21 protein-coding genes and 2 pseudogenes are annotated in these 24457 nt (G+C 73.4%); 9 read left to right on the top strand and 14 right to left on the bottom strand.

Translation table 11 applies throughout. The features are described from left to right. Positions 1-167: 167 nt before the first annotated feature. The 4 genes and pseudogenes from A8W25_RS01980 to A8W25_RS01965 all read left to right on the top strand — a co-directional run bounded on the left by A8W25_RS01980 (position 168) and on the right by A8W25_RS01965 (position 1933). Positions 168-473, top strand: a complete 306-nt coding sequence (locus A8W25_RS01980; protein ID WP_067154736.1) for an SHOCT domain-containing protein — start codon at positions 168-170, stop codon at positions 471-473. Beyond that, positions 470-954: pseudogene (locus A8W25_RS01975) on the top strand (ABC transporter ATP-binding protein); the annotation flags it as partial. The gene A8W25_RS01980 and the pseudogene A8W25_RS01975, both read left to right, overlap by 4 nt. A 22-nt stretch (positions 955-976) precedes the next feature. Further along, positions 977-1333 (top strand): hypothetical protein, encoded by a 357-nt coding sequence (locus A8W25_RS01970; protein WP_067154733.1) that lies wholly within the window; start codon positions 977-979, stop codon positions 1331-1333. A gap of 48 nt (positions 1334-1381) precedes the next feature. Continuing rightward, positions 1382-1933 carry a DUF2165 domain-containing protein gene (locus tag A8W25_RS01965; protein ID WP_067154730.1) on the top strand — a complete coding sequence of 184 codons (552 nt, stop codon included), beginning with the start codon at positions 1382-1384 and terminating at the stop codon, positions 1931-1933. A gap of 13 nt (positions 1934-1946) precedes the next feature. Here A8W25_RS01965 and A8W25_RS01960 read toward each other — a convergent pair whose 3' ends face one another. Further along, positions 1947-3452, bottom strand: coding sequence for an SDR family oxidoreductase (locus A8W25_RS01960; RefSeq protein ID WP_067154727.1), 1506 nt, complete (start codon positions 3450-3452; stop codon positions 1947-1949). Positions 3453-3694: 242 nt separating this feature from the next. Here A8W25_RS01960 and A8W25_RS01955 point away from each other — a divergent pair, with 242 nt between their 5' ends. Continuing rightward, complete coding sequence (locus tag A8W25_RS01955) at positions 3695-4048, top strand: nuclear transport factor 2 family protein (protein ID WP_067154724.1); 354 nt, start codon at positions 3695-3697, stop codon at positions 4046-4048. On the opposite strand, the gene A8W25_RS01950 is transcribed toward A8W25_RS01955, so the two are convergent. From A8W25_RS01950 to A8W25_RS01940, 3 genes and pseudogenes are all read right to left on the bottom strand, one after another. Next, entirely contained in the window at positions 3996-6497 is a 2502-nt protein-coding gene (locus A8W25_RS01950; RefSeq protein ID WP_067154721.1) for an NACHT domain-containing protein, read from the bottom strand. The two genes, A8W25_RS01955 and A8W25_RS01950, sit on opposite strands and share 53 nt — an antisense overlap. Positions 6498-6570: 73 nt before the next feature. Next, positions 6571-7017, bottom strand: a pseudogene (locus A8W25_RS31830) (ATP-binding protein); the annotation flags it as partial. A gap of 145 nt (positions 7018-7162) precedes the next feature. Continuing rightward, entirely contained in the window at positions 7163-7489 is a 327-nt protein-coding gene (locus A8W25_RS01940; protein ID WP_067154715.1) for a hypothetical protein, read from the bottom strand. A 282-nt stretch (positions 7490-7771) separates the two neighbouring features. On the opposite strand from A8W25_RS01940, the gene A8W25_RS01935 reads away from it, so the two are divergent. Further along, positions 7772-8869 carry a PLP-dependent cysteine synthase family protein gene (locus A8W25_RS01935; protein ID WP_067154712.1) on the top strand — a complete coding sequence of 366 codons (1098 nt, stop codon included), beginning with the start codon at positions 7772-7774 and terminating at the stop codon, positions 8867-8869. A gap of 64 nt (positions 8870-8933) precedes the next feature. On the opposite strand, the gene A8W25_RS01930 is transcribed toward A8W25_RS01935, so the two are convergent. Further along, the gene (locus tag A8W25_RS01930; RefSeq protein WP_067154710.1) at positions 8934-9428 is read right to left on the bottom strand and encodes an SRPBCC family protein; all 495 of its coding nucleotides are present in this window, start codon (positions 9426-9428) and stop codon (positions 8934-8936) included. A gap of 77 nt (positions 9429-9505) precedes the next feature. Further along, a complete protein-coding gene (locus A8W25_RS01925; RefSeq protein WP_067154706.1) occupies positions 9506-10375 on the bottom strand; it encodes a DeoR/GlpR family DNA-binding transcription regulator in 870 nt (289 codons plus the stop codon). 253 nt (positions 10376-10628) lie between these two features. On the opposite strand from A8W25_RS01925, the gene A8W25_RS01920 reads away from it, so the two are divergent. Then, entirely contained in the window at positions 10629-12905 is a 2277-nt protein-coding gene (locus A8W25_RS01920; RefSeq protein WP_067154703.1) for a hypothetical protein, read from the top strand. A gap of 23 nt (positions 12906-12928) precedes the next feature. Here the strand turns inward: A8W25_RS01920 and A8W25_RS01915 are convergent, their stop codons facing one another. The 3 genes from A8W25_RS01915 to A8W25_RS01905 all read right to left on the bottom strand — a co-directional run bounded on the left by A8W25_RS01915 (position 12929) and on the right by A8W25_RS01905 (position 17007). Further along, a complete protein-coding gene (locus tag A8W25_RS01915; RefSeq protein WP_067154700.1) occupies positions 12929-15334 on the bottom strand; it encodes a right-handed parallel beta-helix repeat-containing protein in 2406 nt (801 codons plus the stop codon). A 91-nt stretch (positions 15335-15425) separates the two neighbouring features. Further along, entirely contained in the window at positions 15426-16031 is a 606-nt protein-coding gene (locus tag A8W25_RS01910) for a hypothetical protein (protein WP_067154697.1), read from the bottom strand. A 142-nt stretch (positions 16032-16173) separates the two neighbouring features. Next, positions 16174-17007 carry an MOSC domain-containing protein gene (locus tag A8W25_RS01905; RefSeq protein ID WP_067154694.1) on the bottom strand — a complete coding sequence of 278 codons (834 nt, stop codon included), beginning with the start codon at positions 17005-17007 and terminating at the stop codon, positions 16174-16176. 521 nt (positions 17008-17528) lie between these two features. Between A8W25_RS01905 and A8W25_RS01900 the strand changes: the two genes are divergently transcribed. Then, a complete protein-coding gene (locus tag A8W25_RS01900; protein WP_067154691.1) occupies positions 17529-18317 on the top strand; it encodes a polysaccharide lyase family 7 protein in 789 nt (262 codons plus the stop codon). A gap of 38 nt (positions 18318-18355) precedes the next feature. Here A8W25_RS01900 and A8W25_RS01895 read toward each other — a convergent pair whose 3' ends face one another. Then, on the bottom strand, positions 18356-18721 hold the full coding sequence (locus tag A8W25_RS01895; RefSeq protein ID WP_067154689.1) for a zinc ribbon domain-containing protein YjdM: 366 nt from the start codon (positions 18719-18721) through the stop codon (positions 18356-18358). A 27-nt stretch (positions 18722-18748) separates the two neighbouring features. After that, positions 18749-19747: a zinc-dependent alcohol dehydrogenase family protein gene (locus A8W25_RS01890; RefSeq protein ID WP_067154685.1), complete on the bottom strand. Its 999-nt coding sequence runs from the start codon at positions 19745-19747 to the stop codon at positions 18749-18751. Between the two features lie 163 nt (positions 19748-19910). Between A8W25_RS01890 and A8W25_RS01885 the strand changes: the two genes are divergently transcribed. Continuing rightward, complete coding sequence (locus A8W25_RS01885; protein WP_067154682.1) at positions 19911-20270, top strand: ArsR/SmtB family transcription factor; 360 nt, start codon at positions 19911-19913, stop codon at positions 20268-20270. Between the two features lie 15 nt (positions 20271-20285). Here the strand turns inward: A8W25_RS01885 and A8W25_RS01880 are convergent, their stop codons facing one another. The 3 genes from A8W25_RS01880 to A8W25_RS01870 are packed head-to-tail and all read right to left on the bottom strand — an operon-like array spanning position 20286 to position 23856. Next, positions 20286-21275, bottom strand: a complete 990-nt coding sequence (locus A8W25_RS01880) for a TolB family protein (protein ID WP_079125753.1) — start codon at positions 21273-21275, stop codon at positions 20286-20288. Continuing rightward, the gene (locus tag A8W25_RS01875) at positions 21272-22507 is read right to left on the bottom strand and encodes an MFS transporter (protein WP_067154679.1); all 1236 of its coding nucleotides are present in this window, start codon (positions 22505-22507) and stop codon (positions 21272-21274) included. Before A8W25_RS01875 ends, A8W25_RS01880 begins: the two co-directional genes overlap by 4 nt. Then, positions 22507-23856, bottom strand: a complete 1350-nt coding sequence (locus A8W25_RS01870; protein ID WP_067154677.1) for a discoidin domain-containing protein — start codon at positions 23854-23856, stop codon at positions 22507-22509. Before A8W25_RS01870 ends, A8W25_RS01875 begins: the two co-directional genes overlap by 1 nt. Between the last annotated feature and the right edge of the window lie 601 nt (positions 23857-24457).

The raw sequence follows: 24457 nt of genomic DNA, 5'->3' as shown, positions 1-24457 counted from the left end.
TCGCCACTGTACATACTAGTAAGTACAGACTCCAGAGCAGTCGTCGGCGCCCGAACTACTCCCCGGGGGGTACGCCAGGTGCCGCTGGCTGTACGACGCCCCGGACCGCCCCTCGGCGGGAGTCTCGAAAGCACCACGAGAGAACCCCTACCGAGGAGCTGAGCACGATGAACACCCTGGCCTACGACGGACCCGGACCCTGGATCCTGTTCTTCCCGGTGATCTGGGCGGCTGTGATCCTCACGGTCGTGACCCTGCTGCGCCGCACCGTCTGGCGCGGCCGGCGCGGCCCCTGGCGCCCGCCCTTCGCCGACCCCCGGTCCTTTGACGACCGCCCCTCGCTCGACGAGCGCTCACCGCTCGCCGTGCTCGGGCGCCGCTTCGCCGCCGGGGAGATCGACGAGGACGAGTACTGGCGCCGGCTCTCCGTCCTGGACGAGGAGTTCGGCCGCCGCAAGGGCGGTGCGGCATGACCACCGCACTGCGGCCCACCGCCACCGCCGCGGCCCGGGTCGCCGACGCCGTCAGGACGTACGGCGTCGGCGACACCGAGGTGAGGGCCCTGGACGGGGTGAGCGTCGGCTTCCCGGCCGGGCGCTTCACCGCGGTCATGGGGCCCTCGGGCTCGGCAAGTCCACCCTGATGCACTGCGCCGCCGGGCTGGACACCCTCACCTCGGGCTCCGCCTTCACCGACGGCAGCGAGCCGAGCGGCCTGGACGACCGCGCGCTCACCCTGCTGCGCCGCGAGCGCGTCGGCTTCGTCTTCCAGGCCTTCGATCTGCTCCCGACCCTCACCGTGGCCCAGAACATCACGCTGCCCCTCGATCTCGCGGGGCGGCGCGGCGACCGCGAGTGGATCGACGCGCTCATCGACACCGTGGGACTGCGTGACCGGCTGCACCACCGGCCCGCCGAGCTCTCCGGCGGGCAGCAGCTGGGGGTCCCCCAGGCCCTTCAGACACTGGGGGAGGGCGGTGCCCACGCCCGCCCTCGCCGCACAGGACCAGGTCGAGGCGTTCTTCACCGCCTACCGCAACGCCCGTCTGGGCACCACCGAGGACGCGACCCCGGCCGAGGTGCGGGCCAGGTTCCTCACCCAGGAGCTGAACCGGGCGCTCGACGCGTGGGCGGCGGCCCACACCGACCGGGACCCGGTCTTCCGCGCCCCGAACGTCCCCTCCTCCTGGACGTTCCGGTCCTCCGGCGCCGACGGGTCGAACGTCGTCGTCACCCAGAAGTGGGGCGACGGCACCACCGCGGACGTGACCTACACCGTCCGGCCGGGCGACCTCGCCATCACCGCGATCGCGGACGCGCCCGCCACCGCCTGATCCCGGGGCGGCGGGTTTCACCGGCCGGCCCGCCGGGGAGAGTCCGGCATGATCCCAAGGCTCCGGTCCAGGTCCTCCTTCCGCCGGCGGGCGGGCGCGCTCCCCGTACTGCCCCTCACCGCCGCGCTGCTCACCTCAACCGTCGCCCTCTATATGGCACTTGTGGCGTTCGGGAACATCACCGACTTCGACACCAACCGCGCCTTCGTCCACCATGTCCTGGCCATGGACACGACGTTCAAGGACCCGGACCTCACCTGGCGGGCCATCGACTCGACGGCGCTCCAGGACATCGCGTACGTACTGATCATCGCCTGGGAGACGGTCGCCGCGGTGGTGCTCGTCGCGGCGGGCGCGGTCTGGGCGCGGGCGCTGCGGGGCGGCGGCGGCTTCGCCCGGGCGCGACGGCTGAGCACGATGGGGCTGCTGATGGTGCTGCTGCTCTTCGGCGCCGGGTTCATCGCCGTCGGGGGCGAGTGGTTCGCGATGTGGCAGTCCAAGACGTGGAACGGCCTGGACGCGGCGATCCGCGACTTCCTGCTGGCCGGGGTGACCCTGCTCGTCGTCCACCTCCCCGGGGTCGAGGAGCGGGACGTCTGACCCCGCACGGACATCAGTCCGGCGCCGCCTCCCGGGCCCGAGCGGCCGCCCGCGTGATGTTCCGCGCCATGCCTCCGAACACCACGGCGTGGAACGGCGACACGCTCCACCAGTACGCGTGCCCGAGCAGCCCGTGCGGATGGAACAGGGCGCGCTGGCGGTAGCGGGTGCGGCCGTCGCTCTCGCGCTCCGCGCACATCTCCAGCCAGGCGAGCCCCGGCAGCCGCATCTCGGCGCGCAGCCGCAGCAGACGCGGCCGGGTGATCTCCTCCACGCGCCAGAAGTCCAGCGAGTCCCCGACCCGCAGCCGGGCGGCGTCGCGGCGGCCCCGGCGCAGTCCCACTCCCCCGGTCAGCCGGTCCAGCCAGCCGCGTACGGCCCAGGCGAGCGGGAAGGAGTACCAGCCGTTCTCCCCGCCGATGCCCTCGATGACCTGCCACAGGGCCTCCGGCGAGACGTCCACGACGCGTTCGCGGCGGTCGGTGTAGAGGCTGCCGCCCGCCCAGTCGGGGTCGGTGGGCAGCGGGTCGCTGGGGGCGCCGGGGAGGGCGGCGGAGGACCAGCGGGTGGCGACGTTGGCCTCCTTGATCCGCCGCAGGGCGAGCTCGATGGCCTCGTCGAATCCGATGGGCGTGCCGGGCGGATCGGGCACGTACCGCGCGATGTCGTGCTCGTGGCAGACCACCTCGTGGCGCAGCGACTCGGCGAGCGGCCGTGCCAGCCCGCTGGGGACCGGGGTGACCAGGCCGATCCACTCGCTGGAGAGCCGCGGCGGCAGCATCGGCACCCGCAGGATCAGCCGGTGGGGCAGCCTGGCGACCTCCGCGTACCGGCGCATCATCTGCTCGTACGTGAAGACCTCGGGACCGCCGATGTCGAAGGTCCGGCTGACGTCGGTGGGCATCCGCGCGCTGCCGACGAGATAGCGCAGGACATCCCGTACGGCGATCGGCTGGACGCGGTTGCCCAGCCAGCTCGGGGTGATCATCACCGGCAGCCGTTCGGTCAGATGACGCAGGATCTCGAAGGAGGCGGATCCGGAACCGATGATGACGGCGGCGCGCAGCACGGTCGTCGGCACGGCCGAGCCGAGGAGGATCGCGCCGACCTCGGCGCGGGAGCGCAGATGCGGCGACAGGTCCCGCTCCGGCACTCCGACGGGGGTGAGGCCGCCGAGGTAGACGATCCGCCGGACGCCGGCCGCGGCGGCCTGCTCGGCGAAGATCCGGGCGGCCGAGCGGTCGGTCTCCTCGAAGCCCGGCCCGGCGCCGAGCGAGTGCACCAGGTAGTACGCCACGTCCACGCCCCGCAGCGCCGCCCCGACCGACTCCGCGTCCGTCACGTCGCCGCGCACGGTCTCCACACGCCCGGCCCACGGGTGGTCGCGCAGCTTGCGGGGCGTACGGGCCAGACAGCGCACCCGGTAGCCCGCGTCCAGGAGCTCGGGCACCAGCCGGCCGCCGATGTAGCCCGTCGCGCCGGTGACCAGGACGAGTCCCGGGGTGCCGTCGCTCTTCATACCGCCTCCGCCGCTCGCCGTGCCCTGGGCCAACGATCTCCCGCGGGCACCGCTTCCGGGCGGCGCGACACCCCGGCCGCGCTCCGGGGTGCGTACGGGCGTCCCGTGCGCGTGACGGCCGTCGCGGGGGTGCGACGGGCGGGCGGGGCACGGTTTGCCGTCCGCGTTCCGGCGGAGGACGCTCGAAGCGTAGGCCCCTCGCGGCCCACCGGGCGGGCCGCGACCTTCTGGAGGAGGTCATCATGGGCACCGCCTTCGACATGGAGACGCTGCGCCGCGGCATCGAGAGCCACGACGCGAAGACCCTGCTGTCGCTCTACTCGGACGACGCGGAGATCCGCGTCGTCGACCGCAACACCCAGCCGAGCCACCCGATGGTGATGCACGGCCAGGGCGAGATCTCCAAGATGCTCGACGACGTCTACGGCCGGGACATGACGCACAAGCTGGAGCAGTGCGTGGTCCAGGGCGACAGCGTCGCCTACACGGAGTCCTGCGAGTACCCCGACGGCGTACGGGTCCTCGCCAGCTCGATGATGTCGCTCAAGGAAGGGAAGATCGTCGATCAGACCGTGATACAGGCCTGGGACGAGTAGGAGGAGCGGGCGGAGCGGCGAGGCGCTCCTGGAGCCGCGCGTGCCGGAACTGGTACACCGCGCCCGCCTGCCGCAGCACCCCGAGCCGGTGGGCCTCGCCCAGGAACGCCATCAGCCGCCAGGGCAGGGCGCCGCACGCGCACAGCCACAGCCGGGCCGCGGCCAGCCGCCCCCACGCCGACATCGCCACCGTGACCACACCCGTGGGGACCAGCGCGTACGCGCCGATGCGCGCGGCGTCCGGGAGACCGAGCAGACCGGGCAGGGCGCTGCCCACCAGCACGGCGGCCAGATAGATGAACAGCGCGCGGGCGAGCGCGGTGCCCCGGTCGGTCGCGATGCTCGCCGAGGGGCTGATACCGCGGGTGACGTCGACCGGTGCCCCCAGCCACCGGTGCAGCCCGGCCGCGATGCCGCCGACCAGGCCGAGGCCGAGGCCGCCCGCGAGACCGAAGGCCACGGCGGTCCGCAGGATCGCGCCGGGGCTCTGCCGGGTCAGCCACTCGCTCCGGGCGCGGTCGAGGAGCGGCGACAGGTCGTACGAGCCGGTGTCGCGGCCGTCGTTCTCCAGCCGCACGGTGAAGACCTCGCCGTCGGGCCGGTAGTCGTGCGCGGAGATGGCGAGCCGCTGGGCGACGGCGGTGCAGCGGGCGGGCGCGGCGCACAGGTCCAGCTCGCTCACGTCGGCGGGCAGCGCGAACTCACGGGTGCCGCCGCGCTCGATCAGGGTGCCGTGGACGGGCTCCGGCAGTACCAGGTAGGGGTGGCCGTGGGCGCGCAGGCCGTAGCGGGTGCCGTCGGGCGCGTCGACATGGCGCGAACCGTCCGGCGCGTGCCGCACCGGCCCGCTGACCGGGAAGTCGTCCCGCAGCGTGGCGCGCGCCGCCGCCGTGCCCCCCTCGGCCAGGGTGAAGACCGCCCCCAGGGCCAGCCCGGCGAGCAGACCGACGGCGAGGCCGTGGGCCAGTGCCCGGCCCAGCCGGCGCGCCCTGCCGACGGGGTCGCGCCGCCCGCCCTTGGCCACCACGGCCGACTCGCCCCGTACGAGGTACGCGGTCAGCGCGCCCGCGACCGCTGCCCCGAGCGCGGTGAGCAGCGGTGAGTCCGGCAGGAATCCGGCGCCGACGAGCACCACTCCGGCCGCCGCGAGCAGCCCGGCACCCGCCCTGCGCGTCCAGCGGCCGCGGGCTCCGCGCCGGCGGCGGCCGAAGAAGGGCATCGTCGACGGCAGCGGCGAGGTCGGCAGGCCGATCGCGGCGAGCCCGGTCGCGATCACCAGGCCGTACAGCCCGCCCACCGCGAGCCAGCCGAGCGCCCGCGGCATCCCGGCGAACGGCACGGCGAAGTAGGGGTCCTGGCTGAGCGGCCGGGTGAGCCCGACGGCGAGGCTGAGCGGCACCGCGTACAGCACGGGCAGCAGGAACCGTCTTCGGGGCCGGCTCTGCGGGGCGTACCCGGCGCAGACCCCGGCCACCGTGGCGGCGGTCACCGCGGGCAGCGCGGGGTCCTGGCCGAGCGCCCACAGCGGCAGGCAGACGGCCTCCGCGAGCAGTCCGAGCAGCAGCAGCGGCCCCAGGCGCGGCAGCGGCCGGGGCAGTGCGGTGTGCAGCTCCCACCAGGCCAGGTCGCGGGTGTCGCGGTGTTCCAGATGGCGGGCCAGGAAGCGCAGCCAGCGCACGGCGCGGCCGGTGTCCCAGCGCGTGGACCCGGCGAAGGCGGCGGGGACGAAGGCGTCGAGCAGATACTCCTCCAGGGCCGTCGGCTCGGCGAACTCCGGGCGCCCCAGCAGCTCCGCGGGATCGTTGCCGGACTCGCCGTAGACGGCCCGGGCCATCGCCACCATCAGGGGCGAGGCGAGCACTCGGCGCACCGGGTCGCCCGGCCGCGTCCGGGCGAGCACCGGGTCCCAGGCGGTGGTGCGCTCCCCCGAGGGGCCGCGCACGGGCCGCGCGGTGCGGCGCAGGAAGTCGGCGGCCTCCTCGAAGGCGAGCGGCTGGAGCTCGACGACCGCCGCCGCCGTGAACACGTCGCCGTCGGACACGACTTGGGCGTACACCTGGCTGCGGCAGGTCAGCAGCAGCGGACTGCCCGCGTCCAGCGCGGAGTTGAGCCGGCGGACGGCCTCCGCGCGCAGGGGTGCGGCGAGTTCGTCGAGACCGTCGAGCACGGGCAGGACGCGCCCGGCGCCGAGGAGCTCCGCCGCCAGCGGCGCCCCCGAGCGCTGGATGGATCCCAGGGCCGGATACCCCTCCGCGAGCCGGGCCGCGAGCCAGGCGTGGAGCTCCGTGCTGTCGGGCTGCCAGGTGGCGAGCGGGAAGATCACCGGCACCGGGTCGCCCGCGTCGCGGCGCTCCAGGAGGTCGAGGGCGAAGCGGACGGCGAGGACGGTCTTGCCGCTGCCGGGGGCGCCGAGCACCACGAGCCGGCGCGAAGGCAGGCGGGCGAACACCCCGGCGATGGCCTCCCCGGCCCTCGGTGCGCACCAGGGCGGGCCTTTTGTGCAGACACGGGCCGGTCGCCTTGGGGGCGGCGGCCTTCGTCCCGTACGCCGGGCGGGGCGGCAGCGCGACCGTGGGCGGCGGCGCGGGGAGCGTGAACCACACGGTCTTGCCCGAGGCGCCCGGACGCACCCCCCAGCTCTCGCTGACCGCCGCGATCATCGCGAGGCCGCGGCCGTTGGTGGCGAAGGGGTCGGCGCTGCGCACCGTGGGCATCCGGGGGTCGTGGTCGTGGACGGACACCGTGAGGCGGTCGCTCAACAGCTCGATCTCCACGGTGCAGATCTTGTCCGGCTGGGCGTGCCGGTGGACATTGGTCAGCAACTCGGTGACGCCCAGCGCCGCCTCGTCTATCAGAGGATCGAGATGCCAGTAACGCAACTGTGCTGAAACGATTCTGCGGACTTGCCCGATCCGCGACGGCAGGGCTTGGAGCTCCACCGTGCAATGCCTGCTCGACTGGCTGATCACGGCTGCGACTCCCCGATTGAGGTCCGGAAGAAGCTTTCTGGTCCGGCGGGCTGGATCACAGCGTGACCGCCGGTAAACCCTCAGTGATGTGAGACCAGGGTGGCGCAGGGGTCGGCGCTCCGCAACTCGCGCCCCACCAGCCCCCTCAGCCGCGCGGCTCCCCAGCCGGGCGCACGGCTTGCAGGAAGCGCTGGGCGAGCTCCGCGCCGCGCGGCCTGCCGTTCTGCTGGCCCATGGTCAGCCGGTAGCGGTGGCCGTTGATCCTGGCCACGGTCCGGTCGGCCTTGGCGGCCCAGGGCAGCAGTGGCTTGCCCGCACTCACCGCGCGCAGCGGTGCGCTGTCGATCTCCCGCCCGCTGCTGGTGAGCAGGGCGAGCCGGCCGTCCTTGATCAGGACCTGTCCCGCCCTGGTCAGTGAACGCGTCCAGCGTTCGATCCGCACACCCCTGGCGCTGAACTCCGGCTCGGTCATGGCCGCTGTGCCCCCTTCGTACCGTTCCTGCTGGGCAGTCTGCACAACGATGGCCGTACGCACCAGGGCGCGCGGCGGATCGGCCGCCACCCGCCGCCGTACGCCCCTTCACCGGCGTCCCACAAGCCACCCCTATGGATCCCCAAAGGGAATGTTTGTGCAGGTGAGGGCGGTATTGTCAAGTGACGGAGCCGCGCTTTTCCAGCCGACTTCATCCGCAGGCTTCACGACATTTCCAGCCCGGGCGCCCAGTCCCGGGGGCCCGAGACATGGAGGAGTGGCATGGAGACCATCGACGTGGACCGCAGCGACGCGGCCTACCGGGCGTGGCTCAAGGACGCCGTGCGCAAGGTCCAGGCCGACGCCAACCGCTCCGCCGACACACATCTGCTGCGCTTCCCGCTGCCCGAGCGGTGGGGGATCGACCTGTACCTCAAGGACGAGTCCACCCACCCCACCGGCAGCCTCAAGCACCGGCTCGCCCGCTCGCTCTTCCTGTACGGGCTGTGCAACGGCTGGATCCGTCCCGGCAAGCCGGTCATCGAGGCGTCCAGCGGCTCGACCGCCGTCTCCGAGGCGTACTTCGCGGGGCTCGTCGGCGTGCCGTTCATCGCCGTCATGCCGCGCACCACCAGCGCCGAGAAGATCCGTCTGATCGAGTTCCACGGCGGCCAGTGCCACTTCGTGGACGACTCGCGCAAGATGTACGAGGAGGCCGCGGCCCTCGCGCTGGAGACCGGCGGGCACTACATGGACCAGTTCACCTACGCGGAGCGGGCCACCGACTGGCGCGGCAACAACAACATTGCCGAATCGATTTACCAGCAGCTGAGACTGGAGCGCTACCCGGAGCCCGCCTGGATCGTCGCCACCGCCGGGACCGGCGGCACCTCGGCCACCATCGCCCGCTATGTGCACTACATGCAGCACGACACCCGCATCTGCGTCCCGGACCCGGAGAACTCCTGCTTCTTCGACGGCTGGACCCGCGGCGACGCGTTCGCGACCAGCGACTGCGGCTCGCGCATCGAGGGCATCGGGCGGCCCCGGATGGAGCCGAGCTTCCTGCCCGGCGCCATCGACCGGATGATGAAGGTCCCGGACGCGGCGAGCATCGCTGCCGTACGCGCCCTCGAAACGGCCATCGGCCGCAAGGCGGGCGGCTCCACCGGCACCGGTCTGTGGTCCGCCCTGAAGATCGTCTCGGAGATGGTGGCCGCCGGGCGCACCGGCAGCGTGGTCACCCTGCTCTGCGACCCCGGCGACCGCTACCTCGACAAGTACTACTCGGATGCCTGGCTGGCCGAACAGGGCCTGGACATCGCGCCGTACGCGGCGGCGATCGACACGTTCCTGGCCAGTGGGGTGTGGCCGGAGTAGGACGGTCGGCCACCGGCCCTGCGGCTGGAAGCGGCCAGTCGGGGCCGGATTCGGCCGACGAACCCTAGGGGGCCTTCGCCGCCGGGCCACCGCCGGGCGCGGCGAGGCGGCGGTCCAGGGCCGTCACCGCGTCGCGGAACGCCCGGCCGAAGCCCGGCCGGCCCAGGCGCAGCGCGAACCGGAGGGGCGCGCCGCCCGCGGCCGCGAAGGTCCACTGCACCCGGGTGCCCCCGGCGGTCGGGGTCAGCCGCCACTCCTCCAACAGGGCGTGCAGCCCGGGGGCGTTGGTGACGTCGACCCGGTAGGCGTAGCGCGCCGAGGGCTCGGCGGCCATCACCGTCTCCTCGAACCGGGTGCCGCCCCGCAGCCGCACCTCCCGGCCGCCGTCGGTGGCCCGTGAGTGGGTCACCGCCGAGAACCACTCGGGCCAGGTCTCGGTCTCGACGGCCAGCGCGCGGTAGAGGGCGTCCGCCGGGGCGGCCGCGTCGGCGGCGAAGACCAGGCGCAGCGGAGCGGTCTCGACGAAGTCGAGCTCCACGGGACGGAGTCGGCGAGCCATCGGGTCGCACCTCCAGTGATCGGTGTGACGGGCACGAGCGGGCGTCAGCGAGCCCGCACACCCTAACTGGCGGTCCGTCAGATGTCTTCGTCGGGGGCGGCGTCCGCCTCGGCGGAGTCGTCCGCGTCGTCATCGCCCGCCACCAGGAGCCCCGGCAGATGCTCGGCCATCTCCTCGCGCGCGGCGTCGGAGAGCCCCGAGTCCGTCACCAGTGTGTGCACCTCGTCCAGCGAGGCGAACGAACTCAGCCCCACCGTCCCCCACTTGGTGTGGTCCGCGACCACCACGACCCGCCGCGCGGACTGCACGAACCGGCGGTTGGTCTCCGCCTCCGCCAGGTTCGGCGTGGACAGGCCCGCCTCCACCGAGATGCCGTGCACCCCGAGGAAGAGCACATCGAAGTGGAGGGAGCGGATCGCCTGATCCGCGACCGGCCCCACCAGCGAGTCCGACGGGGTGCGCACCCCGCCGGTGAGCACCACGGTCGCCGCCCCCGGCCGGTTCCCGCCGGAGCCCGCGGCCCGCTGCGCCGCGTGGAACACGTCCGCGACCCGTACCGAGTTGGTGACCACCGTCAGATCGGGGACGTCGAGGAGCCGGTGCGCCAGGGCGTACGTCGTCGTACCGCCCGAGAGCGCGATGGCGCTGCCCGGCACGGCCATCGCGGCGGCCGCGCGCGCGATGTCCTCCTTGGCGCTGAGCTCCAGGCCCGACTTGGCCTCGAAGCCGGGCTCGTGCGTGGAGGCCTCGACCACCGGCACCGCCCCGCCGTGCACCTTCTCGATCACGCCCTGGCGGGCCAGCGCGTCCAGGTCCCGGCGCACCGTCATGTCCGAGACGTTGAGCTTCCGGGTGAGCTCATTGACCCGGACACCGCCGCGCCGTCTGACCTCGTCGAGGATCAGGGCGCGACGCTGCTCCGCGAGCAGGTTCTGGTTGTCGGTCACTGCCGGGTCGGTCCTTCCGCGTCGCCGTACATGTCGTCGCCGTACATCCGAATCCTGTCACGGGGAGATTCCGTGAGGACACCGCACTCCGGCCCCCGCATCCGAGATCCTGAAGAACCCGCGCGCCGAGGCCCCGTGCCGAGCCGCTCCCGCCCCGGCGCCACGCCCGACCCGCACGATCCGCGATCGATCCGCACGCTGCCCCCGCCGTGTCCCGCCGCAGATCCTCCCACCATGAGAGCGAGTCACAGAAGTGTCCCGTGCCACACCGGCCGCCGACGACGGCGGACCCGCGCTCGAACTGCTCGTCCACGGCGTCGGTGGGGCCACCCCGCAGTCCATGCTCGACGACCCGCGTACGTTCCGGGTCACCGGGGACGAGACCGCCGCCGTCTTCCGCCGCACCGAGGACGCCGACGCCGAGGACCACCCCGAGCGCTATCGCGAGAAGCCGGTGCCCGAGGCGTACTGCTGGGCCAACCTCACCTCCGGCAACGGCGCCCGCGCCCTGTGGCTGCTGCTCCTGCCGTTCATGGTGGTCAACCTGGCGCACTGGATGCGCCCGCCCGCCCGGGAGTCGGCGCGCGCGGTGCGGCTCTACGGGGTGCTGGTGCGCCTCGTCGCGCTCAGCCTGACCGTGCTGCTGACCGCCACCGCCTGCGAGGTCGCGCTCGATCTGGCCGCCTGGCAGTGCGCGGGCACGGCGGGCTGCGCCGAAGGGAAGTCCTGGCTCGGCTTCCTCTCGCCCGAGCGGCACGGCTGGTGGAGCCCGCCCGGCCGCCGCCTCGCGCTGGCCGCGCTGGTCCCCGCCGCCCTGACCGGGCTGCTCTGGTACCTCTCCAACCGCACCTGGAGCGCCTACGAGTCGCAGCAGCCGCTCGGCGCCGCCGGGGACGAGGACGAGCCGGGCGCGCCCGCCCTGAGCCGCCCCGGCTTCTGGTACGGGCGGCGGCTCGTCGCCCGGCTGCGGGCCGCGCACACGGCCGCCGGGTTTCTCACGGTCGCCGCCGCCGTCACCGGGGCCGCCGCCCGCCACGACCGGGCCGCCGAGAGCGCCGCGCTCGACCTGCTCGGCTGGCTCCTGACGGCGGCTCTGCTGGTGGGCGCGGCCGTCGTGGTGGGCGTGGTGTGCGGCCGGGGCCGCAGCGAGTCGCGCCTGGACGAGCAGCTGGACCGGACCGTCATCACGTTCCTGCCCGCCGCCGCCCTCGGCCTGCTCGCCCTGTCGATGGTGTACGCGTCGTGGGAGCGGCCCGGCTGGGCCTCGCGCTCCACGCTCCCCGGCGACCGCACCTTCGGGATCATCGCCCTCGCCCAGGGCGTCCTGGTCGTGCTGCTCGCCGCCGTCGCGCTCCTGCTGCGGCGCCGCGCGCACGACTCCCGTACCGCTCTGTCCGGCCTCGGCGGCCCCGCCGTCGCTCTGCTCGCGTGCGCGCTCGGCGGAGTGATGACCGGCGGGGTCGCGCAGCGGGTGGCCGACTGGCTGGACGGCTCCGGCACGCCCGGCGCGGCCCACGACGTCTTCAAGGGGCCGCCGCCGCTGCTCACCTGGCAGGCCTCGGTGATCCCGGCCCTGCTCGCGCTGCTCGTCCCGGCCGTCGCGTACTTCGCCTTACGGACCTGGCGCACCGCGCGCTCCGAGGAGCCGGGGCTGCTCGCGGACTACCCGGGGGAGATCCCGGACGCCGCCCGCTCCCGGCGGATCGCCACCGCCCGCGCGATGGCCTCGCTCACCGACCGCACCCCCGTCTTCCTGGGGATCGTCGGCGTCGCCACCCTGCTGCTCGGCGCGCTCGCGCTCGCGGGCTCCTGGGCCACCGGGGAGGTCCCCGGGAGGGCGGCGGACGACGCGCCGGGCGCGGTCGCCTCGGCCGCCGACACCGCCCAGGCGCTGGGCTCCTGGTTCACGGGCCTCGGCTTCCTGCTCTTCGTCACCTGGGGGCGGCGCGCCTACAAGGACGCCTCGGCCCGGCGCACCATCGGCATCCTGTGGGACGTGGGCACCTTCTGGCCGCGCGCGGCCCACCCGTTCGCGCCGCCCTGCTACGCCGAGCGGGCCGTACCGGACCTCGCCTGGCGGATGAACACCTGGACCGGGCGCACCGGCGGCCGGCTGGTCATCTCCGGCCACTCCCAGGGCAGCGTGCTGGCGGCCGCCGCCGTGTGGCAGCTCCCCGCCCGCACCCGCCGCAGCGTCGCGCTGCTCACCTACGGCTCGCCCCTGGAGCGCCTGTACGGGCGCTGGTTCCCCGCGTACTTCGGGCGCCCGGAGCTGACCGCCCTGCACCGGGAGCTGCGCTGCTGGCGCAACCTGTGGCGGGCCACCGACCCGATCGGCGGCCCGGTGCTGCCGGGTACGAACGTGGACCGCGGTCCGCTCCTCGACCCGCTCGCCTTCGGACGGACGAAACGGCAGCCGCTGCCCGCGCCGATCCTGGCCCACTCGGACTACCAGGCCGACCCGGCCTTCGCCGAGGAGCGCACCGCACTCCTCGACGAACTGGCGCCGGCACTGCCGCACCAGCGCTGATACTCCGTCAACGAGCCTGTGGATCAGGGCAGTTCGGGAAGGTCGTCCGCGTAGAGGAGACTCAGGTCGTCGGGGCTCGCGTCGGCGAACTGGGCGACCCGGCCCGCGTGCCGCTCCACCATCGACTCGAACGTCTGGCGCGCGGTGCGGCCGTTGCCGAACGCCGGGCCCTTGGGCAGCGCCGTGAAGTACTTCAGCAGCGCCTCGGCCGTCCCGCCCCCCAGCCGGTACTCGTGCTCCTCCGCCTGCTGCTCCACGATCCTCAGCAGCTCGTCCGGGTCGTAGTCGCTGAAGGTGATGGTCCGTGAGAAACGGGACGCCACCCCGGGGTTGACCCGCAGGAAGCGCTCCATCTCCGCGGTGTACCCCGCGACGATCACCACCACCGCCTCGCGGTGGTCCTCCATCAGCTTCACCAGGGTGTCGATGGCCTCCCGGCCGAAGTCCCGGCCGGAGTCCTCGGGCGACAGCGCGTACGCCTCGTCGATGAACAGCACTCCGCCCCGCGCCCGGTCGAACGCCTCCTGCGTGCGGATCGCCGTCGAACCGATGTGCTCGCCCACCAGATCGACCCGGGACACCTCCACGAGGTGCCCGCGCTCCAGGACCCCGAGCGAGGCCAGGATCTCCCCGTAGAGCCGGGCGACCGTGGTCTTGCCGGTGCCGGGGGAGCCGGTGAAGACCAGATGGCGGCGGACCGAGGCGGCCTTGAGACCGGCCCGCTGCCGCTTGCGGCCCACCTCGATCATGTCGGTGAGCGCCCGCACCTCGCGCTTGACGCTCTCCAGGCCCACCAGCGCGTCGAGTTCCCCCAGCACGTCCTGCGAGGAGCGGGCGGCCTCGCCCACGGGCCCAGGGGCCGCCGGCGCCTCGGTCGGGCGCTGTCCCGGGACCGTGGAGAGCAGGCCCATGGTCTGGGTGGCGGTCTGGACGGCGGGCGGCTCCGGCGACCCGGGGCGCACCCCGCTCTCGTCGCTGGTGCAGTCCTCGGAGACCGGCCCGTCCTCGCCGAACTCGTACCCACCGCGCGCGCAGCGCTCGGTACGGCAGCGGGTCAGTGTCGTACGGCAGCCGTCCACGACATGGAAGCCGTAGCCCCCGCTGCCGGTCACCCGGCAGCCGTGGAAGGTGCCCCGGCCCTCGGCCGAGACGTAGAAACCGGCCTCGGCGGGCGCGGTGACCGTGCAGCGCTCGATCCGGGGGTCGGCGCCCTTGGTGACGATCACGCCGGTCTGCGCCGCGTCGATGGTGCAGTTGGCGAGGGTGCCGCCGCTGCCGTGGTCGCGGAACCAGGCGCCCGTGGAGACCTCCCTGATCCGGCAGTCGTCCAGCTGCGCGGTGGCGCCGTCGCTCACCGACACCGCGGTGTTGCGCACCTGCGAGATGTCGCTGTCGACCACGTCGGCGCGCGAGCCCCGGTCCAGGACGAACAGCGCGTCCGGCACGTCGTGGACCCGGCACGCCTCCAGGACCGCCGTGGCGCCGTCGCTGACCCACACCGCCGGGTAGTCGCCCGTACTGTCGTGGATCTCGCACTGGTTGGCGTCCACCCGGGTGCCCGGGTCCCACACCGACAGGCCGTTGCGGCCGAAGCTGCGGACCGCGGAGCGGGTGAGGGTGAGGACCGACCGGGAGCGCAGGTCCACCGCGTTCTCGGGGATGTCGTGGATGTCGCAGTCCGCGAGCGTGAGCACCGCGTCCGTGTCGAGGGTGACCCCGTCGGCCGAGGTGCGGTGCACGGTGCAGTCGGTGAGGTGGGCGGTGGCGCGCGCGGCGATCTGCACCCCGGCGCCCTTGATCTCGTACACCTCGCAGCCCAGCGCCTCCAGACCGGAGCCCTCGCCGGTGACCGACAGACCCGCGCCCGAGGCGTGGTGCACCCGGCAGCGCTCCAGGCGGGGGTGGGCGCCCGCGCGGACCGAGACGCCCGACTGGCCGGCCGCGACCACCTCGCACTCCTCGAAGAGGCCGCCCGCACCGTCCAGTACGCCGATGCCGACGCCGCCCGGATTGTCCACCGTGCAGCGGCGGACCGTGGGGCGGGCCGCGCCGCGCACCTCGATGCCCACCGCCGAGCGGGTCACCACCCGCAGGTCGCACAGCTCGGGCGCGCCGTCCTCGATCAGCAGGGCGGGCGCCGCCGCGTCCTGCCCCTCCAGCTGGAGGTCCTGGACGGTGGCGGAGGCGCGCACGGTCAGCGGTACACCGTCGAGGGGGGCGATCCGCACCGAACCGGCCGACCCCTCCGGGCCGCGCAGGGTCACGGCCCGCCGCAGGACCAGGTTCTCGCGGTAGGTGCCGGGCGCGACCGTGAGGACGTCGCCGTCTGCGGCGGCCTCCAGGGCAGCGGCGAGCGAGGCGTACTCGCCGGTGCGGCGCCGCCACCTCGAAGTGCCGGTGTGGGTTACCTGGACCGTGCCCTGAGCCATGGCGCTGCTGTGCCCCCACCTCGTGCGTGCGAACGCTGTACGTGCGACTGATGGTCCACCGTAGCGCGCGCGGGGCCGGTGAGTTGACCTGTCAGCTGCCTGCTCCCGCACGGCCCCAGTCCGGACCGTATCCGGCCCATGCGCGGTCGAGACGGGCATACCGCCGTCGCACCAGACGCCATACGACCAGCCGTCGGACGCCCTCCACGAGACCGGCCGCCGCCACGGCCGCGCCCAGACCGGCGAACACCGCGTGCGCGTGCGCGGTGGTGGTGTCCAGGGGGCGGCTCGTCCGTATGCCGCGGTCGTCCGTCCACATACGGAAGGTGGAGCCCGCCGGGGCCGCTCGCCTCGGGGCGGCGACGGTGCCGGTGTGGAGACTGCCGTCGTACGCCGTCCAGTTGGCCACGACCCGGATGCGGCCCTCGCGGCCGCCCACGCCCTCGGCGTCGCCGACGGCGTTGCGCTGACGCGTCTGATGGACCACCACGGCCGTCGTCGCGTGGCGCTCGCGCTGCTCCCTGGTCGCCGCGCGCTGCAGGGTCCGGTCCGTGGCCGCCCCGCACAGGCTCCCCAGCACCGCTGAGGCCGTCACCATCAGCACCACGGCTACCAGCGCCACCCATGCCTCGACGAGATCCGTACGGCGGCGTAAGGAGTTCTGCCGCCAACGCCACACCCCCACTGCGGATCGCACTGAATCGCACCCCCTTCCGCTTGCGTCCTGGCCCCGTACGGTGCGCCGTACGCGCGAGCGGGCCCAAGAGAGAGCAACGTCACCCGGGCCCCCTCCCGCACAACGCGTCCGCTGTCCCCACGAGTTCCCGCGGACGGGCGGGTTACGCGAGAACGCGCAGGGGATCACCGGTGCGGATGACGCCGGGGTTCTCGGGGACGACGTTCTGCCCGAACACCAGCTTGGTGCCGAAGCGGCGGTGGCGGCCCAGGGAGCGCAGCGGCTCGCGGCCGCGCTCGGCGGTCGCCTGGTCGGTGGTGGTGATGACACAGCGCCCACAGGGCTTGGCGACCCGGAAGACGACGTCGCCGAGCGCGATCCGCGACCAGTGGTCCTCGGCCCATGCCCCGGTGCCCTCGATGACCACATTGGGGCGGAACCGGTTCATCGGCAGCGGGCCCTCGTGCGGATGGCCGCCCTGCGCGATCAGCGAGTTCAGCGCCTCCAGCGAGGCGGTGGTGGCGATCAGGAGGGGGAAGCCGTCGGCGAAGCTCACCGTCTCGCCCGGCAGCGCGAAGTCCGGGTCGATCGGCCGCCGGGTCGCGGGATCGTCGAGGTGGACCAGCCGGACCTCCACCCCGAGGTGGTCGCTGAACCACGTGTGCGCGGCCTCGTCGGCCGCTATCGCCTCGACCTTCTTGCCGAAGAGCGTCACCGACACCGGGCCGATCGGCTCGGGCACGGCGACGGTCAGATCCTCGCGGCCGGGCGCGGACAGCCGGACGGAGCCGTCCGGCAGCGCACGGGCGGCGGCCAACGCGAGCCGCGCCTGCTCGCGTTGGGTCACGGCCTTCCCGGCGGCGTCGACGACCATCCAGCGGCGGTCACCGAGCGGACCCCATGGTTCGACCGGCACCTCGTCGAGTCGGTACCCCCCGACCGACTTGACGGGGTAGACGTTGATGTGGCGCACGACGGGCTGAATCGGTCTCTCCATGAGCCAATCCTGCCAGCCGCCTCGGACATCCGGTCGAACGCGGGCGGGCGGTGGGCCGCCCGCTCAGCACCCCGTGCTCAGTACCCCGTGTTCTGGTACGGCTGGTTGTAGCCGTCGTAGGGCGCAGGGGCGGGCGCGGGCCGCGGGGCGGCGGGGCGCATCCGGCTAACCCGCCCCCACCGTCCCACCGGACGGCCCTGAACAGGCGCAGGGTAGAACCCCGGGCCGACCGGAAGGCGTCGAAGTAGCCAACCAGCCGCGAAAAGACCGGAAACACCCTCTTGCCGGGCCGTCACGCCGGGCGCTGCGGCCGGTGCGGCCCGGGCCACCGGGGCCGGGGCGGTGACACCCAGGCCAGCGGCCGTCACAGTTCCAGCCATTGACGCGGTCACGCCAGAGCCCTACGGTTCTCCGAGTTCATGTGACCACACATCGTTCATGGACATGAATTGCAGAAGATCACAGAAGGTACGAGTGCGCGCACTGGCCCGAACATCCCCCCACGCGACAGGACGCCCCCCATGCACATCCGCAAGCTGCTCATATACGTGACCACCGCAGCCGCCGCAGGCAGCCTGGCCCTCCTCACCCCCACCGCACCGGCCACGGCGGGAGTCCTCGCCGACCCGTCGGTCGCGCCGGGCGGCAACTTCGACCTCTCCGTGTGGCAGCTCCAGGAACCGGTGGGCTCCCCCGGCTCGCCCACGACGATCCCGTCGTCCCGGCTCAGAGGGGCCAACGGCTTCCAGGACGCGTACTTCTCCACGGACAAGCGCGACGGCGCGATGACGTTCTGGGCGCCGGAGAAGGGCGTCACCACGCCCAACTCCCACTACGCCCGCTCCGAGCTGCGCGAGATGAACCGCGACGGCAGCACCGCGAACTGGCCGCTGAGCGGCACCCACCGGCTCGACGCGACCCTGCGCGTGGTGTCCGTGACGTCGAACGTCTGCGTGGGGCAGATCCACCTCGGCACCGGCGGCCCGTCCACCAAACCGCTGCTGGAGCTGTACTACCGGGCGAGCGGCGAGATCGTCCTCGGCACGGAGAACTCCCCCTCGGGCGGCCAGACCCTCCACACGGTGGGCCATGTGGCGGTCGGCAGGACGTGGAGCTACACGCTCGGTGTCTCGGGCGGCCACACGATCGACCTGACGGTCAACGGCACGACGACGCACTACGCCATACCGTCGTCGTTCAACGGCTACAAGCAGTACTTCAAGGCCGGTTCGTACAACCAGTCGTCCTCCGACAGCACCACCAAGGGCGCCCGGGTCGGCTTCTACAAGCTCACGGTCGCCCACGGCTGAGCACGCACGGGCACCACCCGGGAAACCCGACTGCCGGCTCAGGCCTTCTTGACCACGCTGGACTTGAGCTGCATGGGGCCGAAGCCCTCGACCTTGCAGTCGATGTCGTGGCCGTCGACACCGTCGACGAGGCGGATGTTGCGCACCTTCGTACCGGCCTTGATACCGCTCGGGCTGCCCTTGACCTTCAGCGTCTTGACCACGGTCACGGTGTCGCCGTCGGCGAGCACATTGCCGACGGCGTCCCTGACCACACCGTCACCGCCGGACCCGGCCTCGGACACACTGTCCCCGGCCGCGGCGGGTGACCACTCGTGCCCGCACTCCGGGCAGACCAGCAGCGCACCCATCTCGTAGGTGTACGCGCCGGAGCACTCGGGGCAGGCGGGAAGGTTCTCGTTCACCGCAGAAGTGTATGCGCAGTGAGCCCGTCAGTGGTCGACCGCGACGACGATCTTGCCGACCTGGCCGCCCGCCTCCATATGGCGGTGCGCCTCGACGATCTCGTCCAGGGCGAAGACGCGGTCCACGGTGGGCACGAAGGCGCCGGTCCGCAGGCCGGAGGTCACGAAGGCCTCGGCCCGGCGCAACCGCTCCGGGTCGGTGGTGGTCTCCAGGGCGGTGTAGGTGCGCATGTTCAGCGCGGGCATACCGAGTGCGAACCCCGGGTACGGGGTCGGCTCGCCGCTCAGCGCCCCGTACTCGAAGAGCGTGCCGCCGGGGGCGACGACCCGGGCGAGGTCCAGTACACCGGGTCCGGCCACGGCGTCGAAGACGAACTCCGCGCCCCGGCCGTCCGTGAGCCCGAGCACGCGCTCCACGACGTCCTCCTCGCCGGTGGCGATCACCTCGGCCGCCCCGGCCTTGAGCAGCGCGTCCCTCTTCGCGCCGGTCCGGGTGGTCGCGATGGGCACCGCCCCGACGCGGTGGGCGACCTGGATCGCGGCCAGGCCCACACTGCTGGACGCGGCCGTGAGCACGACGGTGTCCCCGGCCTTCATCCCGCCGACCTCCACCAGCGCCCCGTACGCCGTCAGATACGGCATCCACACCGCCGCACCGCCGACCGCGTCCAGCGACTCCGGCCGGTGCACCACGGCCGCCGCCGGGACGATCGCGCGCTCGGCGTAGACGCCGTACGCGTTCATCGAGAACGCGGGCACCACACTCACCGCCCGGCCGGGCTCGAACCCCGTGACACCGGCGCCGACCGCCTCGACCACTCCGGCGGCCTCGGCGCCCAGCCGGGCGGGGAACTCCTTGACCTGCTCGATGTAGTCGCCACTGCGGAACAGCGCCTCGGCGCGGTTGATGCCGAACGCGTCCACCCTGATCAGCAGTTCACCCGGCCCGGGTGCGCCGACCTCCACGTCCTCCACACGCAGCACCTCGGGTCCTCCGAGCTCGTGGAACCGCACCGTCCTGGCCATCACGCCTCCCCTTTCCGCGAGTTGACGGCGATGCGGTGAGCGCGTCGCCGTGCCTCAGCCAAACAGGAAGTACGATCACTGTCAAACTTCGATGACCGTCATACTTTGATGGTGGCCGTACTTCGATGCCTGTCGTACGATGTGGCCCGGAGGTACGACGTCGATGGCAGCAGCGCGGCAGAGCGAACGGGGGCGCGTCCCGCCCCACCCGGACGTCCGGGCGATCAGCACCCAGCAGGTGCTCGAAGCCCTGGTCGACCCCGTGCGCCGCCATATCGTCGCCGAGCTCTACGCCGCCCGCGAGGACCTCAGCTGCGGCACGATCGAGCTGCCGGTCAGCAAGTCCACGGCCACCCACCACTTCCACGTGCTGCGCGAGGCCGGACTCATCCGCCAGTACTACGTCGGCACCTCCCGTATGAACGCCCTGCGCGGCGAGGAGTTCGACGAGGTCTTCCCCGGACTCCTGCGCGCGCTGGTGACCGGCCGCGCCAGGGAGTCCGACGCGGCGCGCGATACCTAGCCCGGCCGAGGGGGGTCACCGCACGGCCACCGGCGAGGAGCCGCCCGGTGCCACCAGGCGGGGCTGTCCCGTGCCGTCCGCCGGGACCGACCAGATGTCGCTCGCGCGCCCGCCGCGCCCCGGCAGCGCGTAGCCGAGGGTCGAATCGTCCAGCCAGGCGGCCTGGTCGTCGACACCGCGCCGCTCGGCCAGCGGGTGCTCGCGCATCCCGGCCAGATCCAGGACGTACAGCCGCCAGGGCGCACGGGGATCACCGGAGACCTTCTTCTTGAAGGCGATCCGGGTGTTGTCCGGCGACAGCGACGGGCATTCGACGTTCTCGCGCAACGCCTTCGCCGACCATCCGCGCAGGTCGCCCTCGACGAGGTGGGTGCGGCCCCGGCTGGAGACGGTGGCGTAGAAGCGGTTGTCGTCGCGGGCGAAGGTGACACCCCAGTAGTTGACGTCCGGGGCGTGGTAGCGGGAGCCGTCGATCGTCAGCGGGATGTCCTCGATCGACTTGATCAGATAGCCGGTGCGCAGGTCCAGGACCGAGGTCCGGGTGGAGAAACCGGAAGCGGCGTACGAGTCGCCGACGGCGAACGCGGTCCAGGACAGCAGCTGCCCCGAGGCGGAGACGCGGGCCCGGTTGGGGATACCGGGGACGGTCACGCGGCGCACTTCGCGCAGCCGCCGGTCCAGTACGAGCGCCTGGGTGCGGGCGGGGATCCCCGGCAGCTTCCGCAGGCACAGGGCGCGCTCGCCCGCCGCGTAGAACCGCTCGCAGGACGGTCCTCCGGTGACCCGGGGCGCCTCTCGGCCCGGCAGGCGCGCGACCCGTCCGGTCGCCGAGTCCCGGAAGTACAGGCCGGGTTCGGCGAGGCCGAACGAGCCGTCGGCTTCGGCCTGTTGGGGCGGGCGGTCGCGTTGGCGGGCGTGCAGGACGTAGCCGAGGGAGCCGCCCGCGAGGAGGAGCACGGCGATGACGACGAGGGCGAGCCGCAGATGTCGGTTCGCGGGCTTCACGGCGCCTCCAGGGCGGGTGCGGGGGCGGGCAGGACGCGCCAGGCGGCCACCAGCGCGGCGGCCAGGGCGAGCCCCGCCAGCCACAGGGCGGGCCGCTGCCCCCACACGGTCCAGGCCGCCCCGAACCCTGCCGCGCCGAGGAGGCGGGCCAGCGCCTGACCGGTCTGGAGCACGGCGAGCCCGCCCGCCCGTCCGCGCGCGGGCAGCAGGGGTCCGGCGAGCGCCATCAGCACCCCGTCCGTGGCGGCGTAGAAGACGCCGAGGAGCACCAGTACGGCGACCGCGGTCGGCCAGGCGAGCGGGGCGAGCAGCAGGGCGTACGCGCCGAGCAGGGCCGCGTGCCCGAGCAGGAACGGCAGCCGCCGCCCGGTCCGGTCGGCGATCCGGCCCACCGGAACGGCGAGCAGCAGATAGCCCGCGGCCGGGCCGAGCGGCAGCAGCGGGAACAGGGCGGTCGGCAGGTCGAGGCCGCGCTGGAGCAGCAGGTAGAGGAAGGAATCGCCGATCGTGGCGGCGCCCAGCAGGACGGTCGCGTACAGGACGCGACGAAATACGGGGTCGCGAAGTGCCTTGTGTGGACGGGGCGTTGCCGAGATCGGCAGCGTCCTGGACGTCGGCGGAACGTACACCACCAGCAGGAGCACACCCAGCAGCCCGATGCAGAAGCTGACGACGAACACCGCGTCGTAGGCGTCGGTGGTCGCCTGGAGCACGGCGAAGGCGGCGAGCGGCCCGAGGAGCGCCCCCGTGGTGTCCATGGCGCGGTGTACGCCGAAGGAGCGGCCGAGCGTCTCCGGCGGGCCGCTGAGCGAGATGAGGGCGTCGCGCGGCGCGGTGCGGATGCCCTTGCCGAGCCGGTCGGCGGCGAGCGCCGCGGCGATGCCGGCGGTGGCGCCCCCGGCGAGGAGCAGCCCGAGCCGGGAGAGCGCGGAGAGCAGATAGCCGGCCCCCGCGACCCGCTTGTGCCGGCCGCCGCGGTCGGCGAGCCGCCCGCCGAGCAGCCGCACCAGCGCGGTGGCGCCGTTGAACATGCCGTCCAGGAAGCCGAACTGGAGCGGTGAGAGGCCGAGGCCCAGGACGAGGTACAGCGGGAGCACGGCCGTGACCATCTCGGAGGAGACATCGGTGACGAGGCTGACCGCGCCGAGCGCGAGGACGGCGGCGGGGACGCGCCGCCCGGCCCCGGAGGTCCGGGGCGGCGCGTCCGTACGGCCGGTGGTGGCCAGATACATCAGTGGCAGCCGTACTTCGGGCTGGCGTCCTTGACCTGCCCGTCGGTGCCGACGTAGGTCCATCCGTAGCCGGAGTCGGTGAACTCCAGCTTCAGCACGCCGTACTGGCCGCTGATCCGCTTCTGGCTGTTGGGCTGGACCTGCTCGATGGGGTACGGCTCGGCGCCGCCCATACCGCCGACGACCTCCACGATCCCGTCGGCGGTCGCCTTGCCGTCGGGGTCCTGCGGGGCGAACCGCTCGTAATGGTGGTCGTGGCCGTTGAGGACGAGGTCGGCCTTGGCGCCGTACAGGATCTTCCACACCGGCCGGGAGACGGGGTCGTTGCCGTGGCCGCCGGAGGAGTACAGCGGGTGGTGCCAGTAGGCGGCGACGCACTTCCTGCCGTTGGCGGCGAGGTCGGCCTTGAGCCAGTCGATCTGGGCGGACTGGTCGAAGGAGTTGGAGTCGAGGGCGATGAAGTGCCAGTTGCCCTCGTCGAAGCTGTAGTAGCTCTTGCCCTGCGGGTAGGCGATGCTGCCGAAGTACGCCTTGTAGCCGGCGAACGCCCCGGCCGGGTCGTATGTCTCGTGGTTGCCCGGGACGGGGTGCGTCTTGGCCTTGAAGGCGCCCCAGGTCTTGTCGTAGTAGGCGCGGTAGTCGGCTATCCGGGCGTCGTCGTACTGGTTGTCGCCCATCGTCAGATAGAACTTCGGGTCGATCTGCCGGGCCAGCGCGGCGGTCTTGGGGTGCGCGCAGCCGCTGTCGGAGGCCGTGCACTGGGCGGCGATGTCACCGGCCGCGACCACCGTGAAGGCGCCGCCGGGCGGCGGGCCGCCGTCCACGGTGCCGTACACCTCGGCCTCGTAGAGCGAGTAGCCGTACGAAGTGCCGCGCGCGGTGCCGTAGACGCGCAGGTATCTGCCCTTGCCGGCCAGGCCGGTCCAGTCGTCGGTGCCGCCGTTGCCCGCCTTCTCCTCGGCGAGCGGGGTCCAGGAGGCGCCGTCCTGCGACACCTCGACGCGGTAGGCCTTGGCGTAGGCCGCCTCCCAACTGAGCCTGACCCGGCTGATGGTGGCGTTCGCGCCGAGGTCGACGCGGATCCATTGCGGATCCTTGCCCTCGGCGCTGGCCCAGCGGGTGGCGGTGTCGCCGTCGAAGGCGTTCTTGGCGCCGAGTGAGGAGGTTTCGGCCGAGGATGCGGTGGCGGGTTTCCCGCGCGAGATGAGGGGGTCGGCGGCCGCCCCGGCCCGTCCGGGCCAGGCCAGCAGCAGCCCGCCGAGAAGGGCGAGCACGGCGGCGAGGGCGAGGAGGGGGACGTGGTTTCTGCCGCGCAGGAAGGGGAGTTGGGGTGAGGTGTTCAGGCGCATACCTGGACTCCATGGGCTGGGTGACGGCGAGAGCTGGACACCGTTGCGCGGCCCCGCCCCCCTGCGCGCCAGGGCAGGGGGCAGCGCCACGGCAGCCGGGTCAGAGCTCTCGCTGAGCGCGTCATGCCCACGGGGAGGGGGCACCGCGCCAAGCCGCCGCCGGGGAGCGTAGCGGATTGTAAGGTTTCCTACCAGTGGTGCGGTGGAGGGGTGTGGGAAGGCGGCTCGCTCAGGTCAGTGGTGCAGACGGAGGATCAGCTCGCCCAGCGGCACGGTCGCGGCCTCGTGCAGGACGTTCTCCCAAGACGTCTCCATTGTCCGCCCCGACCGGCGGAGGCGCGAGAGCGGCGGGTCGCGCTGCTGACGACCCGTCCGTTGGCCTTACAGGACCGGATCGCGCCCCGCGACCGCCGGGACAAGCCATTCGTGGCGGATGCGGCCGAATCCCGCTGGTGCGGTGGTTATTGGCTGGCCATCGACGGGTGCGACGGCCGCCCCTTCCGCGGCGGCGCCGTCACCGGGCGGTCCGGCGAACGGCCGGGTGCGGCCGCCGACGGCCGCAGCACCGCCCCCGCCTCCACATCCGCCGCCCGCCTCCACA

The sequence above is a fragment of the Streptomyces sp. ERV7 genome (genome assembly GCF_001653515.1).
Classification (GTDB): domain Bacteria; phylum Actinomycetota; class Actinomycetes; order Streptomycetales; family Streptomycetaceae; genus Streptomyces.
The sequence above is the reverse complement of the archived record's forward strand: the minus strand, read 5'-3'. Positions and strand labels throughout refer to the sequence as shown.

Bases quoted from the DNA above. Each gene is read 5' to 3' on its own strand.
- A8W25_RS01980 (WP_067154736.1), top strand. From the start codon at position 168: ATGAACACCCTGGCCTACGACGGACCCGGACCCTGGATCCTGTTCTTC.
- A8W25_RS01965 (WP_067154730.1), top strand. From the start codon at position 1,382: ATGATCCCAAGGCTCCGGTCCAGGTCCTCCTTCCGCCGGCGGGCGGGC.
- A8W25_RS01960 (WP_067154727.1), bottom strand. From the start codon at position 3,452: ATGAAGAGCGACGGCACCCCGGGACTCGTCCTGGTCACCGGCGCGACG.
- A8W25_RS01955 (WP_067154724.1), top strand. From the start codon at position 3,695: ATGGGCACCGCCTTCGACATGGAGACGCTGCGCCGCGGCATCGAGAGC.
- A8W25_RS01940 (WP_067154715.1), bottom strand. From the start codon at position 7,489: ATGACCGAGCCGGAGTTCAGCGCCAGGGGTGTGCGGATCGAACGCTGG.
- A8W25_RS01935 (WP_067154712.1), top strand. From the start codon at position 7,772: ATGGAGACCATCGACGTGGACCGCAGCGACGCGGCCTACCGGGCGTGG.
- A8W25_RS01930 (WP_067154710.1), bottom strand. From the start codon at position 9,428: ATGGCTCGCCGACTCCGTCCCGTGGAGCTCGACTTCGTCGAGACCGCT.
- A8W25_RS01915 (WP_067154700.1), bottom strand. From the start codon at position 15,334: ATGGCTCAGGGCACGGTCCAGGTAACCCACACCGGCACTTCGAGGTGG.
- A8W25_RS01905 (WP_067154694.1), bottom strand. From the start codon at position 17,007: ATGGAGAGACCGATTCAGCCCGTCGTGCGCCACATCAACGTCTACCCC.
- A8W25_RS01900 (WP_067154691.1), top strand. From the start codon at position 17,529: ATGCACATCCGCAAGCTGCTCATATACGTGACCACCGCAGCCGCCGCA.
- A8W25_RS01890 (WP_067154685.1), bottom strand. From the start codon at position 19,747: ATGGCCAGGACGGTGCGGTTCCACGAGCTCGGAGGACCCGAGGTGCTG.
- A8W25_RS01885 (WP_067154682.1), top strand. From the start codon at position 19,911: ATGGCAGCAGCGCGGCAGAGCGAACGGGGGCGCGTCCCGCCCCACCCG.
- A8W25_RS01875 (WP_067154679.1), bottom strand. From the start codon at position 22,507: ATGTATCTGGCCACCACCGGCCGTACGGACGCGCCGCCCCGGACCTCC.
- A8W25_RS01870 (WP_067154677.1), bottom strand. From the start codon at position 23,856: ATGCGCCTGAACACCTCACCCCAACTCCCCTTCCTGCGCGGCAGAAAC.